We start from the raw sequence: 18,748 nt of genomic DNA on the forward strand, positions 1-18,748 counted from the left end.
GTTTCAGCGCTAAATATATGATAAGCGATTTAATCAGGATATTCCCTGGTTAGATCGCTTTTTCTTTGATATACCTTTTACTTCCTATCTAATTACAAGTCATGCGTATCCATTGGATATCCAGTTTTGTAATTTAAGTTCTTTTTTAGTTACGGGAACGATTGCATAGATATATATGATTTATGATACATTATTGTAGTTTAATTATTAATTTCATCATCATTAATAACCAAATATAATTCTATTATCATGAAAAAAAACTCAGGTATTCTCGTACTCGGGATGGCTATTGCATTGTTCGGATGCAAGAAAGACAACACTACAACGGCTGATGTTGCAGATGGTCAATCCATCGTTCAGCCAAACAAATTGGGATTGGCAGCTGCGGCTGTAAGTGCTACAGTAACTACTGAAGCGGCTTTAAAAACTGCCATATCAAATGCCCAACCGGGCGATGTGATCACGGTAAGTGGTACCATCTATCTCACCAGCACCCTGCAGTTACTTAAAAGTGGTACATCCGGTTCTAAAATTAATTTTACCGGTGGCATATTGGATTGTTCCCGTATTTCCGGTGCCAACTGGGGTGTAAAAGTAAACGGAAGTTACTGGAATATTACCAATATGACGATTAGAAACGCACCTGACTGCGGGATTGTTTTCCAAACCGGTGGCTACAATTATGTCAATAAGGTAACAACCTATGGAAACAAAGATTCCGGACTTCAGATTTATAACGGCGGTCACCATAACAGCATTAATAATTCCACCTCATACGATAATTATGACGTGGCCAATGGAGGTGAAAATGCAGATGGTTATGCCTGTAAGTTATCTGCCGGAGCGGGTAATCAGTTTAACGCCTGTAATGCCTACCACAATTCTGATGATGGCTGGGATTTATACGGACAACCTTATACGGTTGTCATGAACAATTGTACGGCCACCAATAATGGTTATGGTACCAATGGTGACGGAAATGGCTTCAAGCTGGGCAGTGCCGGGCAAAATGTTGCGCATACGGTGACCAATTGCACCGCCAGCAATAACAAAGGAAGCGGTTATGATGGAAATGGAAATGCTGGCCACATCACAACCACAGGCAGCGGTGGTTCCGGTAATGTAAAAGGACTTTTTAACCGGATTAATTAAGATTTTTCTCCCCGTAAAAAGGTTCAGTTGGAAACAGCTGAACCTTTTTTGTTTTATTACAGTCAGGTTTTTATATGTGTCATAGATTATGTACTGCTTTTTTGAAAAGCAATAGCCGTAATGCTTAGGTTGCAGCAGTCCCGCCATTCGCTATAGGCCCGATGAAGAATCGGGCGCTGCCGCTGCTGTCGGGTTTAAGTGGCCTGGTTCTTTTAAGAGACAATAAGTGTCGAGGATCTGGATGACAGGTTTACAATCAATCGTCATCCCGACCGTAGCGGAGAGATCTTTTAATCCAGTCCAAGGATCTCTCCACTGCGCATTGCTCCGGTCAAGATGACGCCAATTTTAGCATATGCCATTGATAAAATGATAGGGCTTTCATGATCGATTGTTAATAGAACCCCAATTTTCTGGATATTTTTATTTTAGAAATGAACATGGTGATTGATAAAATTTTCATCATCTATTTATGAATGCTCCACAGATTTCTCTAAGTTTGTTCTAATGTCGTTGCCTTTAACCAATCATTCATTAGAAAAATTAGAGCAATTGCTTTTAGCGATGGGTTTTAAGGTTCGTTATGAAAAAGGAAACTTTAAAACCGGTTCTTGCCTGTTGGAGCATAACAGGATAATCGTGGTCAATAAGTTTTCAAACCTGGAAGGGAAAATCGCAGCCCTAGTTGCCCTGATTAAGCAAACCAGTCCTGATGTACATCTGTTGGATGAAAAACAACGGCAATTTTTTCATACACTACAGCAAACGGAGTTATTTTGATACAGATAAAGACAGCAGATGACATGTTAAGAAAGGAAGGTCATATACAATGAAAGTTACTTTCTTAGGTACCGGCACTTCACAGGGCGTTCCGGTAATTGCCTGTGATTGCGAAGTTTGCCGCTCTGATGATCGGAAAAATAACCGTTTAAGGACTTCTGTTTTAATAGAAACCGGAGATAAAACCATTGTAGTGGATAGCGGGCCTGATTTCCGGTATCAGCTTCTTCGTGCGCAGGTAAAGGATCTGGATGCGGTACTGTTTACGCATGAACATAAGGATCACATTGCAGGTTTAGACGATATCAGGCCGTTTAATTACCTGTTGCAAAAGGTAATAGATGTTTATGCCACCGAAAGGGTTCAAACGGCTTTAAAAAGGGAGTTCTATTATATTTTTGCGGAAACCAAATACCATGGTTTGCCGCAAATTAACCTGCATACCGTTACCAATGGAGAAGATTTTAAAATTGGCGAAATGACCATCATTCCACTTGAAGTAATGCACCATTTATTGCCGATTACAGGCTACCGGATTGGCGACTTTACGTACATTACCGATGCCAAAACCATATCAGAACAGAGTTTTCAAAAAATAAAAGGAACAAAAATATTGGTGATTAATGCATTACAGAAAGAACCCCATATTTCACATTTTACTCTGGACGAAGCCATTGCCTTTGCAGAAAAGGTTGGGGCAGAAACGACGTACCTGACCCATATCAGCCATAATTTAGGCTTACATGCGGAGGTAGAAAAAGATTTACCAGCACATATCAGGCTGGCTTACGACGGGCTGAGTTTTGAATGTTAGCGTTATTTAATGTAAAAGCTTCAGTCATTTGTGATCAAAAAATGAAACTGCCGCAATACGTACTCGCAGATATCTCCATTCTGTCATCTGCAATGAAAGCCATCCAGGTGTGAAATGTATTTCCTTTATAAAAGGAAGGAATTTCCAGGCTTTCCCTTTCTTTTGACCGCCTGGCGCCACTTGTTTCATAGATGGCCGTTTTGTTGTCCACATCATAAACCATTAACATCACCTGGTCATGTTGCCTGGTATAATCGCCGTTGGCATTATCCGTCCAGCTGAAATGTACACCCTCATCGTCGTGTTCCAGTTTAACACCCTCTGCACCGATGAGGTTTCCAAAACTTAAACGCACAGTGGCATAGTCGATTTCGCCGGTGGCATTTTGGGCATTCAGCATGTTATAGGATTTCGCCACATTATGGGCGGTCATCCCGCGTTTTTTCGACTCCAGGTTAAAACCAATCCGGATAAAACCAACTATAGGGCTCAAGAAGGTCTGCATTGTTGTAAAACGGGATCTGCAGGCCTTTTGATCAGCAGTACCGGTTTTGTTTTTGATGGATTTTCTGCGTTTGCTCCTGATCACCCATTTCCCGTTCAGGTAATAACCGGTCACGGCGCCCACCGGCCCGGTGAAGCCACCGTTAATTCCGTTTTCTATTTTTCCCATGATGGCATTAGTTTATGTAATACAATATAGCAAATTGCTGATTAATAAACCAATAAGTTGTATTTACTCCTGATTTACGCCGGCCTTTATTCGGGTACAATTGTCATAAGTCCGACGAAACCCCGACTTAAATGCGTCGAAAGTCCGTCAAAACAGTTACGATTCTGTAGCTGCCTTATCCGGTGTCCCATACTGAAATAAGTTTACCATAGGAAGTTGTGTTACTGTATCGGGTTGACCAGGTTAAGATTAGCTATCCGGAATTTTAGTTCAAAAAATATTTGATGAATGTTGCAAAGCGCTATGGTTAATTTATATATTTGCAACAATTCAAACCCAGGTGGGCGGTCCCGATTGCTATCGGGATGGTAGACGCCTTCGGGAATGATTAAGTAGTAAAAATACCCAGGTGGCGAAATTGGTAGACGCACCAGCTTGAGGGGCTGGCGCCTGTATGGGTGTGGGAGTTCGAATCTCCTCTTGGGTACAAAGAGTTTGGTTTTTACCAAACTCTTTCTTGTTATATGGCGTCAGTTTATATTCTTTTCTCCAAAAAATTGAACCGTTATTATACTGGTAGTTGCCTGGATTTATCCCAACGACTAGATGAGCATTTACAAGGTGTTTATCCTGATAGTTTTACGAGCAAAGCTACTGACTGGGAACTTTTTCTTCATATCAATGATTTGGCATACCAGCAAGCCAGACAGATTGAACTGCATATTAAAAAAATGAAAAGTAGAACTTACATAGAAAACCTAAAAAAATACGAAGATATTCAGACCAAGCTGATTATGCTGTACAGATAATGGTGGCGACCCCGATTGCTATCGGGGTGGTAGACGCACCAGCTTGAGGGGCTGGCGCCTGTATGGGTGTGGGAGTTCGATCCGATAGCTATCGGATCTCCTCTTGGGTACTTTAAAAGCTTCGGTTCTACCGAAGCTTTTTTGTTTATAGCTTCAGTTTATATCTTACCTGACCAAGCCAATAATGTAACTTAAAAGTCTGATTTTTTCTGGCCTTGATACATATCAATTTCAAGCAATCTGGTGATTTGATTAATAGCTTTCTGGATTAAACAGAAAAGCCGTATCAATTTTTTTGATGCGGCTTGTTTATGGGATGCAAATTTCGCCTCTGTAGGGGGAATAGCTATATCCTCAAGTTAATAACTGATTTTAGTTACCAGGATCTTTCACTTTCTCCACCACGTCCTGTATGTTCTGCGGTAAATTTGAAAGTAAATTATAACCCGTTGCACTTTCTATATCGCGGACAGACACAATATAGTTCTTCCAGCTTGGATTTGTGCTGTTGACGTTGGGTGTGTTGATGGCAATAACCCGTGTAGAACTACTCACGCGGCTGATATCATTGTCTCCCGTTTTTAGAAGTACAGCCACTTTCCATACGTTTGCCGGCACGGTAACTTTGCCATTGTTGATGGTGTTCACTACCGACGCGCTTGCCGAACCAATGCCGCCTGTGCCATAACTTCCCATGATCACATAAACCTCGTATCCGTTCAATGCCTGGGCGCGGAGATAGCTTTCAAAAGATTCCCATGTTTTCTGGTTGTTGTTCGGTGCCTGAGGGATCATGTTGGTCATCAGGAAAGTTGCTGAATTGGCAGTATTTGAGCTTGTACGGTCACCGCTTGGACAGTTATGCCCCCTGTCAAAACCGGAACCTGAATAGCTGTTGCTCTGTACCTGGTACCAATTTGCCGGCAGGCCTGTAAATGAAGCGAAATCGTCTTTTCTGCTTGCTGCACCGGTAAAGTTGTTCGGATCCAGGTGCCAGCTTACCCAGTTTGGTGTTCCGCGGGTCATGCTGTAACTCTCGGTGTAATATTTTTGATCGATCAGGTAATTTTCTGCTGAAACCAGGTTGGCCGTAGCGCCTGATGGGTTGCCGAAAAGTAGGTTGGAATTATCACCTCCGGCCGGTGGTGCATCCGCACCTGCATCCGGCGTGTCTCTTCCGGGGCTTGCTGTGGAGCCGCCGTTATCCACAGGATCCGTATCCGCTCCACCTACGTTAATGCCCGGATCACCTGTACCTTTAAAGATGATATCGTCGATGTTGATCCTGGTTGTACCGGCTTTTTTGATCTGAAAGCGTATTTTGCCTGTTGTATTCACCTTAAAAGAATCGGTCACCAGTGTGGTGCTGGTTTCTGTAATATCCGTACCTAACTGCGTGAAGGTTTTACCACCATCGGTAGAAGCCAGAAGCTGCCAGGTTGAACTGACGTCTGTTCCATATTTGGCATGGGAAACGTAAATCATTTGAGTCCCTGCAATATCAAAGTTCATGGATAGGTAACCTGTTCTTAACCGGACAGACTTCGCGCCGTCCTTAGCATCAGCTGCAAGATTGCCCAGCAGCGCATCGCTCAATGTCCATTTGCCGGTGAGTAGCTGAACGCTGTCTAACGCATAAGCGCCTTTGCTGCCAGATTCGAAAGTCTCCGTTATGGCATAAGCAGTTGGCGATTTTGGTGGTGTGGTTGGTGTTTCATCTCCGATGCTTGTTTTTTTTGAACAGGAGGATAGGATCAGGATGCCGATAAATCCTGAATAGGTAAGGATGTTTTTTAATTTCACGCTTTGATTTTAATGTCTAGTTGTTCGCGTTAACATAGATCATTTTTCAATGCGGCACGAAGGTATGGAGAAAAGATGTCTGTTGTGTTAAGTTAATATTAACAAAGAGCAGGGTAATTGCAATTGGGTAGAATGCTGGTGTTTAATGCTTGTTTCGCCACGGTAACTCCCTGTTTCACCACGTTCGATGATTGGTTTTGATTTCTTTACCTGATTTATTTGGCTGAATTGATAGGGGAAGCCTCTATTAACTGGCCTCATCTCGCTAAATGTAATTTTATTATAACATCCTAATTTTCAATGCACTTACAGGTAGTTAAGGGTTGGTGCAGCAGGGTCAAATAAATTGGTTAGTCCACATTATCCCTGCATGATATCAAACACATTGGGAAAGAGAGTGATTTAAATATTCAATTATTCCTGCTGATCGGTACTTAAACCAGAGTTCAGGTTTTTTAATCTTGGCTCCATTCCTATTGATTTGCGCTTTGATAAAATGATTATTATGAATAATAATTTATTAAGTTTTTGGAAAGCACAAGTCAGCCACAATAGTTCCGCAACCGCTAAGATTTGCGCTTGAAAGGCTACTGTCGTCCGCTCGGCTAGGCCCTTGACCAAAAACCACGATTTTTTAGGTGGGAATGGTGATTGAATGTAATCTATACTTTAAGCCTGTTCATCCCAAGGTACGATGTCGGTTTCCGTATCTGATTCAACTGTATTGAAAGCGGAAAGTATTTCAGCTATCTGGATCAATATTGGTGCATCCAGATCAGGATTATCCCTGATCAGAAAGGCTTTTTGCGATTCCAGCTGTTTTTTGATTTCTAAATAGTTTGGTGTTTTGACAGGTGAGGGATCGAGTTCAATATCGTCCTTCATTTGTTTAAATGTACGGACAACATATCCTACGACTTTGTTTGCCATTTGATTGCCCACATACATTGCGCATGCATGTCGGCCTATCGCTCCGAACATAACAATGGTATCTGCAGCCAGATTTCCATTTCTTTGGGAAGTCACCATGAAATCACTGATCGAGCGCATCACTTCTTTTAGGTAAAATGCCTGTTTACGGATTGCGTACGAGATAAAATGGGTATTGATTTCGTAACCACTAAAAATGTTGTTGAAGAGCCCGGCTTTGATTGCGTTTTTACTGAATTCTTTTTGATGCCATATAATATCTATAGCAAGATCCGCTACCTGATAGTCTCCCAACAAGGGGTAGGTTTCGTGCGCAATATCATTGAGTATGCTATTGCTGTGAAAGCCGCACGTCTGGTATAGTTCCCTGTCCTGATTTTCAATCGCGGACAGTTGGATACTTTCAATGAACCCTAAAAACCTTTTGATATAATGCCACTGCATTGATGCATTAATATTATGTGCAACTGGCTCCCGATCATCATAGCGGTGGTAAAGTTCGCTGATCTGATCCTGAGTTGGGCTGTTATTACCTAGGTTTTTCCCTAATGCTTCTGCCAGCATCCAAACCCCTTCGGTTAATGCATCCCCCATATTGTTGCGGCTAAGAAACTGGATATGTTCGTAAATAAAGTGCTCCAATTCCTGAAAATGGAGCAATGGGGCTTTTTCGGTAGCAGCGTCAGCAAACAGGTTGCCCAAGGTATCCCAAAGTGATCTGTAAAATTGCTTGATGTTATTTCTAGAAGCCTCAAAAATACTTTCCTTCCAAACGTAGCTAAGTCCGTTCATTATGCCATGGGTAAGGATTCTATTGCTTCCGTTTCCGTAAAGTTTTCCGGCCTGTATGTTTAGTTCTGAAAGGATCTGTGTGTAGGCTTCGTAGTCTCCGTTGCGCACAGCGATGGTCAGATCATGCCTGATCCTGGAGAGCGGATGGTCCGAACCAAGGCTGGTATAATCATTCAGCTGAATTTCATCCCTGAAAAAGTCGGTAACCACAAGTGATTTTATCCTATCGCCGGCAATCTTTAAAGTATTCAGTTCGTCCAAAATGTCCTTAATGGCGGGAAAAATCAGTGCAATAAAGCCGATAAACAGATAGCCTATCAAATAGCCAATCGTTACATCCTGGCTACTGAGGAATTTGGGAATGGTTATATATGATATAAATCCAAGTACGAGAATGGATAGGGAAACCACGATGATGGTTAAAATCATGGGTTTGTCCGTGAAATTTTCCCCTTTCCTCCTTAACAGCGTATCCTTGTTCATCTGGAACATCAGCAGTACTACTGTGATGAGTACGCCAAGAACGGATGCTGTGATGTTGAGGATCAGCCCGAAATAGTCACCCGGATCCAATCGCTGTAGCCCAAGCGCATCGGGAAAACAACTCAACTTTTGGTATTTGAGGAAAATGTAGGGCAGTAGTGGCAAAAGGAAAATGAGGGGTTTGTTTTTGGAGCTCATCTGTGGAACGTTAAGTGAGGTGTATATTTTTTGTAACTGATTCCCGGCCAGCACCGGGCAGAGCTATTCCAGAATGTGGAGGTGCGGACTATTCAAATGTATAATCAGATTCCCTATCTGTATACCTGCTGGTCCCGTGGAAAACATTATATGAACCTGCACGTTTGATCAGGCCTATTTCTGTTGTTACCCTTTCCTCTTCAGCGGAAATGACATAAACTTTATTTTCTACCACAAAGTATTTGGGCTCAATTTTGATCAATAACTCGCCCGTGTCTTCAAAATCCCTAGCCAGAAGTTTCCATTTCAGCGTGACTTCGCAGGCCCTGTCCCAAAAGGGTTTAATGTAGAAGCTGCCGCTGGTAAAACTGTCTTTCTGGACCAGTATCTTTTCGCTGGGTTGTATATATAAGCTGTTATTTGAATTGCTATATTCCTTTACATTATTGCGGAAATGTTGGTTTGCCAAGCCACTCCGCCTCTCTGCACCAACTTCTATAAAGTCTCCTGAAAAATCAAGCCTTACCTTGAAATCTTCAATAATCCGTTGACCCGTATTCTGGATAAAGACCTTCATCCAGCAGTTTTGTCGCCATTCAATTTTTGGGTAAAGCAGTTCCATAGTTTTGTCGTGCTTTTCCTGTCTTTGCCTAGCCGATTCCATAAACTGCTCGATACTGATCCCCGTACGGCTAAGCATGGCCAGGTTTTCGGGTAGTTTTATTTCAGGAGGCCTTTCTGTGGTATACCGGGTAATTGTTTTTTGATATTTGGGGTGAAAGGCTTTAGTTTTTCCGCCGTCTGAAAAACTGATTTCCATTGATGCCGGACGCTGGAAGTCCTCGTGTTTGAGATACCAATCATTAACCTTTGGAAACTCGGGCAGTTTGCGCTCAAAAAACTCCCAGAAGCAAATCTGTATCGTAAACAGGTTTTGTCGGGCGTGTTCCGCACTTTTGATACGCACATGTTCCTCGATCTTCTGATCCTTTGGCAGTGATGTGGCAATAACAAGTTTTTTTAAGGCCGGTTTAAAATTGAATGCTTTATTGATTTCCGCATCTATGTCACTGATTGTAATCCGGTTCGGGGAACCATCAATCAGATTAAGTTTTTTATTCTTGCATTGAACCCCGTTAAAAGATATGCCACCATCTATCGGACCATAAATGTCCACGCCATGTTGTCCCTGCGCATTATCTGAATTAAATTCGATCTCATGGGGGATTTGCCAGATCTCACCCCATAGTTTCAGGCAAAGGGTTTCAAAATCTTGCCAGTTCTTTGGGGGATGGATATTGGTCGGGGCGATCATAAAAAGTAATAATTAAAATATAAAAATAGGGAAAGACAGACTGAAAATAAAGCAATGTGTAAATCTGAAACCCAACACTATACTCCGTAGAGTAGCTGCTCTTAAATCTATGGGCAGAAAGGGGATGTTTCAAAATTTAGTTCTGAGATATCATAAATATCGAAAAAAACAGACAATTTAAAATATTAGCTAATTAGCAGATATTTATCACTTCACAAATACATATCTGACATATCTAACTATAAACCAGGTTGTCCAGGCAAATAAATAGCATGTCAGAGAGTTAATAAGCATAACCCAGATACTCTCTTTTTTGGTGATATCAATACAGAAAAGAATAATAGCCGTTGCTATATAAAAGACAGAAGCTAGTAAATGAATATAGTTCATTCTATTTCTTTTAATTGTTTCTTCATCATTTACTCCAACAATTTTTATATTTTCCTTTAATGGAAGTACCATCACATTTTCTGTTTGATTGCCTGTTTCGATTAAGAATTCTGTAACAATCTTTTGCCCTTTATTTAAGTAAGGTGTAATGTATTCTCTGTGTCGTGTGACATAACCTAAGTCATTTGAATAATTGGCAGGTTTTTCTTCTAATTTTCCGTCATCGAATGTTTTTTTAAAATGACTATTAAAAGCTTCAGAAAAAACCAATTCGTAAGTATTTTCGTCAAATATCAAAAAAGACCTAGATTGTAAAATAGTTACATGCTCCAGAAAGCCATATTTGATTGTTAGTTCAGGTATTGAAGTCCATGATGAGTTTATAAGGGTCGCTGTGAGAAAGAGTAAATTTCCTTTTATTTCATTACCTTGATATTTTATTTCTATTTCCCCATAATTAACGTCAGATAGTGAAGCTCCGATCTTATTAATTTCGATGTTTTTTCCTAAAACGGTATACCTAGCTTTAAAGCGTTCTAGGCCTATACCAACAAAAACTGCGCCTATTGGCACAGCTAGTGTAGCAATTTTTATTATTGTGTCTATTGTATTTTGTTCCAAGGCGTTAAATTGATTTAAAAGTTAAATTTATAAATAAAGGTAAATAACTTTTAATCTATTTACACTTATCGTTAAGGTATTGTGGAATAGTAAATATAAAAAACTTCTTTGTTCTAGAATAATCTTCTAAAGGTTAATCCAGTCTTTAGAAAATATTGATATGTGGTATATTGATATGAATTTTTTTCTTCTCAACTTAGGTGCTATGAGCAATAAAAAGCCCTCACCATCCGCAAGGGCTTAAATTTAGTTTAGCCAGTCATCACTCAAAACTCCCTTTCCCACCAACCACATAACTATAAATCACCAGATATTCGATTCCGTTCTTTTCAAAATACCCTAAAGGAATATCACCTTTTTCGAAGTAGGCCGATTTACTTTCGAATGGAATACCACAAAGCATTATATTAGCTTCTATTTGATGATAAACCACATCATTTCTGTTGCTTGCAATAGCCATCAATGCCGATAAACTTTTGCTCGATCCTTTTTGGTTGTATTTGGGGTGATGCGGGTGCTGAGTGGCTGCTACCCAGGCACCTGGTACCATTGGTTTATAAAATTTGCCTAAAGGGATATCGAACCTGCGTGGCAAAAAACAGGAAGCTATTGTGCCATTGGCGGTGATGGTTCCGGTTTCGATAAAGAAATGGGTAATTTGAATCCAATGCCGGGTGAGCTGATACACATATTCCCGAATAGCATTTTGCCCATCTTCTAAAAATTCTGCCCATCCGGTATAGCGTGGCAAAGTCATCATGATTTCAGAAACATTTCCATCAATATGATGTAAGGTGGCCTTTACCGCACAAATGGCAGGTAATATATTCATGTTGGCTGATTCAGCTGCAACCTGAGCAGGGAGCTGTGTGTTTTGGTTTTTACAATTGTTGTTTCGCATAACATTGTTAAAAAGATCCTGGGTGCTGCGAAACAACAATAAACTCTTTTCAGAGAAAATTTAGATACGGTGCCAAACCGCTCACCCAGGAATATTGTTAAAAATTGATTTGCTTACTTAATTGCTTCTCTGTCTAAGTTGAAAATTCTGTTTATTATTATTTCGCATCAGCAATTTAGAAACAAAATCTCAAATCTCAAAGAAAAATGTTAATTATTACGGTTGCAGCAAACCGCAAGTTAAATTATTACAAAATTAATTGGGGGCGTCATCCTAAACTGCATCAAAGTATATTTCGATTTCAATAATAGCGTATTCTAAAGAAGCATGCGTCAAAATTTATCTTACTCAATCTCACGACTGATCATAATTCACCACTTATAAATGGTCTTATTCTGCTCTTATCCGTTTCAGGCAGGCTATTGTAAAATTCGATCATAGTAGATTTAATATGAGCGATTTTAACTGCTCTGATGATTTTGGGAGCATTTTCCTTGTCGCTTGCTCTAACCATGATACCCAATAATTGCCCATCGGCATTAAATACGCCTCCGCCACTCATCCCTGCTATTGCCTGCGCATCTATTAAAAATTCGGCACTCGAATTATACGGTATATCTCCTTCGGTGTCTCCGGCAATCTTCAGTTTTTGGATGGTTTGCGTCGCTTCTGTATCGGATAATATTTTTCCATAAGCAACTGCTCCATTGGGGTAATTGGCATTATCCTGAGGATAGCCCACTGCAATTACCTTTTCACCTGCAACAGCGATATTCCAGGTTGGAGTTGCTTTGGTACGGTTATCGGGATCGTACATTTGCAAAGGTACCGAGGTTTTAACAAGCTCAGGGTAATTGGCCAGTGGACTTTGCTCAGCTCGTTGATTATCGATGATGCCTATATAAAAATCTTCTGCCGGTAATAGCGTCGTATTGGTAGCACCGGTAGAAATATTAAAATGAATGAAGGGAAAATCTGCTGTCAGCGTATGGCCTAAGGCTATGCTTCCGTTAACCGGGGGAATTTGTGACGTTTCGAAAATGCCAGGGTTTTCAGATGATAAATTAAAAAAATGGGCATTTCGGGAATTCCATCCAGTGATGTTATAGACATGATTGGCGCTTATATACAATCCCAGGCCATAATCGTTTTTTCTGCTCCATATTGTTTTTGACCCAGAACCTCGTCTTCCAACGCTTCCCCTTACCCTGTTGAGCAGGTTGATCAGATCTTGGTCCTTACCATTTAATATTTCCTCCATTTTGGGGACGCCCAGATCACTTCCTGGAAGAATTGGATTATTTCGTTTACATGACTGGAACGATATTCCAAAGATTATGAATAAAACGGATAATACTGTTTTTGCTTGCATAATATATGAGCTTAGAAGGCTAAAAGTATTTGATAGGGTTGACGCTCAAATTCCGCCTGTCTTTTTCGTGAATTTTGCTTTCACAAAAATGCTGTCCGCTTTTCTCATAGTCAGGAAAGTAAATATCCTGGCAGCTTACCGAAATTCGAAGAATAAAAAAGGTTTTGTATTTTGTAAACATCTAAAAAACAGGTAATTGAATTACGAATAACAGAAAAGGCTTCAAATTACCATGGAATAGGCTAAGCCATTTTTCTCAAATTGATATGGCAAGAGACATCTGAAAAAGATTTCCTCTATACTGCTTTGTTCCGCCATGGTCTGGTTTTAATACATATTCAGTAAGCATCAAGAACACGGTTTCGTTTGCTATTTACTATTTATACGATTCGATTGCTTAAAACGCTACATTCCACTTCAATCTTTTTACTATATATCTGGAAGATGATTTTTTTAAAATCATTTTGACCGGACTAAAATTTAGGAATTTTAAATGAAAAGCGATATTAGATTAGATAGCGTTTTGTATCATTCATTTCCCAATTGTTGGGCGCAGCAAAAAAATGGTTATCCCAATTCTTATTTAAAAATACGGAACCTCATGCCTGAGAAATTGGACGAATAAATACCATAGTCAATCAGGCTTTTCTCAAATTTTATATCTTTATCTAAAACTTAACACCATGATTAAAAATTAACGCTTATGAACTCGTCTAATATCCAGTCGCCAGGGGTTTACATCAATGAACTCAATGCTTTTCCCAATGCAGTGGTGCCCGTAGCCACTGCCGTACCCGCATTTATCGGTTATACGCCACAAGCCATGTACGAGGGGAAATCTTATATCAATGTTCCGCAAAAGATCACGTCATTTTCAGATTTTCAGGCCTTTTACTGTTACCCTGATCCGCCGGCACCGGCAAGTCCGGCGAAACAGTACAGCCCGGAATATTACCTGGTAAAGCAGCAATCGAAACCTGCTGATCAGAACTGCCTGATCATTGAGGGCAACTACTATTCGATACTTCCGGATCCGAATACCATATACTACCTCTACAACAGCATTAGCATGTTTTACCAAAATGGTGGTGGTGATGCCTATATTGTTTCTGTGGGTACCTATGGTGCACCATCTAAAAGCCCTCTGGCGGCAGGTGCGCCTTTGGTCAATCCTCATGTGAAACTGACCGATTTAACCGCTGGGCTGCAGTTGTTGCTGAATGAGCCGGAACCCACCCTGTATATCTGCCCGGAAGCAACATTATTGTCGGTAGCGGATAATGGCACCTTAATGCAAGCCATGTTGCTGCAATGCACGCAAATGCAAACCGCCATGTCTATATTTGATGTTATCGGCGGTAGAAATCCTGATCCGGTTTTATACACACAGGATATTCAGACTTTTAGAAACAATACCGGGGTGGTGGGGCTGGATTATGGAGCGGCATATTATCCTTTTATTGGTACCACCACCATGCAAACTTCGGATATAGATTATACCAATCTGTTTGGTGGAGATACCAAGCAACTGGCACCACTTTTAAATCCTGCTAATAATCCCAATCCGGCAGCAGCACAGATTTTAGCCAATATTGCCAATCCTCAAGGTGCACCTTTAACCGTAGCGCAATACCACAATGCTTTGCAGATTGCCAGTAAAACTTATGGTACGATCATCAGTCAGGTGTTGGCCGGAGCGAATATATTACCGCCAAGTGGTGCCATGGCTGGGGTAATTAACACTATTGATAACCAGGTGGGCCCTTGGCAGGCACCTGCCAATACAGGTATTGTAGGTGCATCTTCACTGCCGATCAATCTATCCGAAAGTCAGCAAGCCAGTTTAAATGTGGATGCTGTTTCCGGTAAATCTATTAATGCCATCCGCTTTTTTAAGGGCATCGGCATTTTGGTTTGGGGTGCACGTACATTGGAGGGCAATAGCGAGGATTGGAAATATATCCCGGTGCGTCGGACGGTGACATTCCTGGAGCAATCCTGTAAAATGGCCTGTCATCCATACGTTTTTCAACCCAATGATCGAAATACCTGGGAAGCCGTGAAATTAATGATTGGCAGTTTCCTGACCTCCATGTGGAAAGCGGGCGGATTAATGGGCGCAACACCTGCCGATGCATTTTCTGTAGCCTGTGGCATGGGTACGACCATGACCGCAGATGATGTGCTGAATGGCATCATGACCGTGGTGGTAAGAGTAGCCCTGATTCGTCCGGCAGAGTTTATTGTATTGACTTTCCAGCAGAAAATGCCGGTTTCAGCATAGCAATTAGTCGGGCAAATTATTTTCAATTAATAAAATACATACAATTATGGCAGACGACGGCAATAAACAAGGCTCCACATGGCCCATGCCTAAGTTTAGGTTTGAGGTAGACTTTGGACCGGAGTTAAAAGGCGTGGCTTTTCAGGAAGTTTCCGGACTGGATGTCGAAACGCAGGTGATAGCATACCGTACAGGCAGCAGCGAACTCTTCTCAACAGTAAAAATGCCCGGCATTGCCAAATATGGTAAGGTGACAATGAAGAGGGGCGTTTTCGTTAATGACAATACCTTCTGGAACTGGTATGAAGAAATTAAGATGAATACCATTAAAAGGAGAACCATGCTGATTAAGTTATTGGATGAAGGGGGTAACGTAACGATGCAATGGTCGCTCAGCAATGCATGGCCCATCAAAATGACCAGTACCGATTTAAAATCGGACGGCGATGAGGTAGCGGTTGACACCATCGAAATCGCACATGAACAGTTAACCATCACCAATGGTAAATAAAGAATACACGGCAGGCTTCTGTTTTGAACTTTTTGTCAAAGCAGAAGCTGCCGCCTTTCAGGAAAGCAAAACCGGTTAAACTTCAATCCAAAAAGGAAGTCATCCGGAACTTATGATCAATCCACCGGAAGAAATATTTAAAGGGAGTATTCCTGTCCAAAATGCAGGGCTGGTGTTTAAGAATAATTATATCGCCATGCTTTTTGAACTTTTAAAGCTTATAGACCATAATAAAGCATTCCTGCCTGGAAAGCAGGCTGTGGCTGTTCATAATCTCCAGTTTTTAGCAACAGCGGAGTCTTTATGAACCGGATCAATTTGGCGTAAATCTTCAGATCAACCAGATGATCATTGTTTAAGGACAAAACTTTAAGGCGCAATTTTCCCGGTCAGGCAAACAGGAATGGATTCCATCTGTTAATACTTATTCCATATTAAATCATCGGATCTAAATTGAACCACCACAAATAGCATGAAAGTAATCCCCCTGAAACAAGGAAACTACACCGTTAATCCAAAAAAGAAATTTACATTAATAGCATCAGACTCTACTGCTGCAGGAACAAAAGTGGCCATCCAGCCTTTTGTAGTGATGACTGAAAATGATTATGTGCTGATGGATACCGGTTTGAATTCCAGTCAGGAGGAAATGCCTCCGGTTGTAGCATGTTTAGAAAATGAAAATATCAAGCCGGAGCAAATTACAAAAGTGCTGATTTCACATCTTCACAAAGACCATATTGATGGGATGGGTTACTTTTCAAACGGAAAGTTAATGGATAGTTTTCCAAATGCTATGATCTATCTTCAGCGGCGGGAATTGGATTTTGCCCTCACGCAGACAGAAAACCCTTCTTACCGGATGGAAATGCTGCAACAGCTGGCCAAACTGCCCAATGTGGTGCTGTTAGACGATGACCAGGGGAATATCACAGATGGAATTACTTACCAGGTTTCCGGCGGACATACGCCTTTTCATCAGGTGTTTTGGGTAAAGGAAAAAGAGGAAACCATTTTTTATGGCGCGGATAATCTACCACAGCAAAATTATTTAAAATATCCCCTGGCTTTTAAAAATGATTTTGATGGTAAAAAGGCACTCGAATCACGTCAGGAGTGGGAGGAGGAAGGCAAAAAGCAAAATTGGACGGTATTGCTTTACCACGACCTTGAAAACCCGATCATGAAATTTTAACAGCTGATCATTCCTTGATTATTCTGTTTCATTCAGGTGCTGAAAAAATAAATATCTTTCTTTCGTGGCGTCAGCCTCAGCTTTGCTGTTGATGGCTATCCGTAAAAATTCTCCCTTATTTCCGTTATGGTAAGCTGGCCAGTTGGTGAGTGAAATGCCGTCTATACCCGCACCATTCGGGTTTCCGCTCCGGATAAAATTGACGAAATAGCTTTGCATCTGTCTGGATACCTGGTGATCTTCAGCTTTCCAGGCATAATTATCCTGCACCTCAAGGTTGCCCAGCGCATATTCAATTTCCGAAGCATGAAACGAGGTACCGGTAATCACTTTATTCAGCAGTTTCTTGATCAAAACCTGGAAAACATTGCCTTCCCTGATGGTACGCAGATTGAGTCCAGGGTGTGGGTGGGCGAAAAGGTATCGGTAAACAGGTGCTGATTGAGCTTTTGCATGCAGTTCGGCCAGTTTCCAGCTGCTGTAATTAATGAGCCTGTCGCTCATGAGCTCACTCGCGGCCTGCTTTACCTCGGCATTGGTTTCACCCGGATAGCGTGCCAGTACGTCGTCAGCCCTTTCCCCATAAATCTTTTCTACGGCGGCCTTATAATTTTTAGCATTGATGCGGCGAAGTCGAAATAAGGCAGCTGCGGGTACTTCCTGTGCATTCCATCCAACCAGTAAAGGAACATTGGTCTGCCTGCCTTCCATGAAGGTTTTTTCAGGATTTTCTTTCAGGAAATAGCCATCTACCACGGGCCTGAAACGTCGTGGATTTCCTTTTTCCACCAGTTTTAGCAGTTTTTCCGCTGGCATTGACCGCATTTGGGCGATTGTTTTTGATTTCGATAAACCTGATAACTCCGTACCCAGTGCTTCAGATTTTTTCAATGGCAGCACCATGGTACGCACATCTATTAAAGAACCGCTTTCGGCAATGGCACCTGTAAATAGGCCTTTGGAAAGTGGTGATACCATATGCGCACTGACCGATTGTGCGCCAACAGATTCTCCGCCAATGGTTACGCGGTTGGGATCGCCGCCAAACTGGCTGATATTCTTCTTGATCCATTCCAGCGCGGCCACCTGATCAAGCAGTCCATAGTTCCCCGAACCGCCATATCCGGATTCCTGACTCAGTTCCGGATGCGACATAAATCCAAATACCCCCAAGCGGTAGTTAATGGAAACATAAACAATACCCTGTTCTGCCATACTTTCGCCATCGTAAGCCGGCTGCGAGCCATCTCCGTGAATAAATGAACCGCCATGAATGAACACATATACCGGCCGTTTTTCCTGATTAGATCGTGCGGCAGTCCAAACGTTGAGGTAAAGGCAGTCTTCACTCATATCTGTCGACCTGAATTCATACAACAGGTTGGAATCTTGTATAGGCCGTGGACCGAAATGTTCCGCACTCCTGGTGCCTTTCCAGGGTACTGGCGGTTGCGGTGCTTTCCAACGCCATTCGCCAACTGGTGGCGCGGCATAAGGAATTCCCCTGAAAGATAATACACCATTGTCTGATAACGAACCCTGAACCCGTCCGCCAGTTACGGTAACGGCTTTATTTGCTGATGATATTTTTTCATTTCTGGCAAAAGTGTCACTGAAAATAAGAAATAAATGTAGTGTAAGCAGGAGGGGAATGGTTTTTTTCGTAAACATGTAAGGTTATAGCAGGTTAACTGGTCATCATTTCACTTATAAAATGCTGATCCG

16 protein-coding genes and 1 tRNA gene are annotated in these 18,748 nt (G+C 41.5%); 9 read left to right on the plus strand and 8 right to left on the minus strand.

The annotated features are described in order from the left end of the window. Positions 1-249: 249 nt before the first annotated feature. The 3 genes from OQ267_RS08820 (at position 250) to OQ267_RS08830 (ending at position 2,746) form a co-directional block, all read left to right on the plus strand. The gene (locus OQ267_RS08820) at positions 250-1,152 is read left to right on the plus strand and encodes a right-handed parallel beta-helix repeat-containing protein (protein WP_265835598.1); all 903 of its coding nucleotides are present in this window, start codon (positions 250-252) and stop codon (positions 1,150-1,152) included. 507 nt (positions 1,153-1,659) lie between these two features. After that, positions 1,660-1,932 carry a hypothetical protein gene (locus OQ267_RS08825; RefSeq protein ID WP_088302797.1) on the plus strand — a complete coding sequence of 91 codons (273 nt, stop codon included), beginning with the start codon at positions 1,660-1,662 and terminating at the stop codon, positions 1,930-1,932. Positions 1,933-1,981: 49 nt separating this feature from the next. Next, entirely contained in the window at positions 1,982-2,746 is a 765-nt protein-coding gene (locus tag OQ267_RS08830) for an MBL fold metallo-hydrolase (RefSeq protein ID WP_265835599.1), read from the plus strand. A 34-nt stretch (positions 2,747-2,780) separates the two neighbouring features. Here the strand turns inward: OQ267_RS08830 and OQ267_RS08835 are convergent, their stop codons facing one another. Further along, positions 2,781-3,419: a DUF6266 family protein gene (locus tag OQ267_RS08835; RefSeq protein WP_265835600.1), complete on the minus strand. Its 639-nt coding sequence runs from the start codon at positions 3,417-3,419 to the stop codon at positions 2,781-2,783. Between the two features lie 403 nt (positions 3,420-3,822). Here OQ267_RS08835 and OQ267_RS08840 point away from each other — a divergent pair. Next, positions 3,823-3,906, plus strand: a tRNA-Leu gene (locus OQ267_RS08840). A 37-nt stretch (positions 3,907-3,943) separates the two neighbouring features. After that, complete coding sequence (locus OQ267_RS08845; RefSeq protein ID WP_088302800.1) at positions 3,944-4,228, plus strand: GIY-YIG nuclease family protein; 285 nt, start codon at positions 3,944-3,946, stop codon at positions 4,226-4,228. 372 nt (positions 4,229-4,600) lie between these two features. Here the strand turns inward: OQ267_RS08845 and OQ267_RS08850 are convergent, their stop codons facing one another. The 6 genes from OQ267_RS08850 to OQ267_RS08875 all read right to left on the minus strand — a co-directional run bounded on the left by OQ267_RS08850 (position 4,601) and on the right by OQ267_RS08875 (position 12,922). Further along, on the minus strand, positions 4,601-6,031 hold the full coding sequence (locus OQ267_RS08850) for a DNA/RNA non-specific endonuclease (protein WP_265835601.1): 1,431 nt from the start codon (positions 6,029-6,031) through the stop codon (positions 4,601-4,603). A 669-nt stretch (positions 6,032-6,700) separates the two neighbouring features. Further along, a complete protein-coding gene (locus tag OQ267_RS08855) occupies positions 6,701-8,434 on the minus strand; it encodes a hypothetical protein (protein ID WP_265835602.1) in 1,734 nt (577 codons plus the stop codon). A gap of 88 nt (positions 8,435-8,522) precedes the next feature. Continuing rightward, positions 8,523-9,749, minus strand: a complete 1,227-nt coding sequence (locus OQ267_RS08860; RefSeq protein ID WP_265835603.1) for a hypothetical protein — start codon at positions 9,747-9,749, stop codon at positions 8,523-8,525. Between the two features lie 207 nt (positions 9,750-9,956). Beyond that, positions 9,957-10,760, minus strand: coding sequence for a hypothetical protein (locus OQ267_RS08865; protein WP_265835604.1), 804 nt, complete (start codon positions 10,758-10,760; stop codon positions 9,957-9,959). Between the two features lie 262 nt (positions 10,761-11,022). After that, positions 11,023-11,661 (minus strand): hypothetical protein, encoded by a 639-nt coding sequence (locus tag OQ267_RS08870; protein ID WP_265835605.1) that lies wholly within the window; start codon positions 11,659-11,661, stop codon positions 11,023-11,025. Between the two features lie 364 nt (positions 11,662-12,025). Next, positions 12,026-12,922 (minus strand): S1 family peptidase, encoded by an 897-nt coding sequence (locus OQ267_RS08875; protein WP_265835606.1) that lies wholly within the window; start codon positions 12,920-12,922, stop codon positions 12,026-12,028. Positions 12,923-13,736: 814 nt separating this feature from the next. Here OQ267_RS08875 and OQ267_RS08880 point away from each other — a divergent pair. The 4 genes from OQ267_RS08880 (at position 13,737) to OQ267_RS08895 (ending at position 17,023) form a co-directional block, all read left to right on the plus strand. Continuing rightward, positions 13,737-15,317 carry a phage tail sheath family protein gene (locus OQ267_RS08880; RefSeq protein ID WP_265835607.1) on the plus strand — a complete coding sequence of 527 codons (1,581 nt, stop codon included), beginning with the start codon at positions 13,737-13,739 and terminating at the stop codon, positions 15,315-15,317. Between the two features lie 46 nt (positions 15,318-15,363). After that, positions 15,364-15,828: a phage tail protein gene (locus OQ267_RS08885; protein WP_265835608.1), complete on the plus strand. Its 465-nt coding sequence runs from the start codon at positions 15,364-15,366 to the stop codon at positions 15,826-15,828. A gap of 112 nt (positions 15,829-15,940) precedes the next feature. Then, on the plus strand, positions 15,941-16,135 hold the full coding sequence (locus OQ267_RS08890) for a contractile injection system tape measure protein (protein WP_265835609.1): 195 nt from the start codon (positions 15,941-15,943) through the stop codon (positions 16,133-16,135). A gap of 165 nt (positions 16,136-16,300) precedes the next feature. Further along, the gene (locus OQ267_RS08895; protein ID WP_265835610.1) at positions 16,301-17,023 is read left to right on the plus strand and encodes an MBL fold metallo-hydrolase; all 723 of its coding nucleotides are present in this window, start codon (positions 16,301-16,303) and stop codon (positions 17,021-17,023) included. Between the two features lie 18 nt (positions 17,024-17,041). Here OQ267_RS08895 and OQ267_RS08900 read toward each other — a convergent pair whose 3' ends face one another. After that, positions 17,042-18,694 (minus strand): carboxylesterase/lipase family protein, encoded by a 1,653-nt coding sequence (locus tag OQ267_RS08900; protein ID WP_265835611.1) that lies wholly within the window; start codon positions 18,692-18,694, stop codon positions 17,042-17,044. Positions 18,695-18,748 lie beyond the last annotated feature (54 nt).

Source organism: Pedobacter sp. MR22-3, assembly GCF_026240075.1.
GTDB lineage: Bacteria > Bacteroidota > Bacteroidia > Sphingobacteriales > Sphingobacteriaceae > Pedobacter.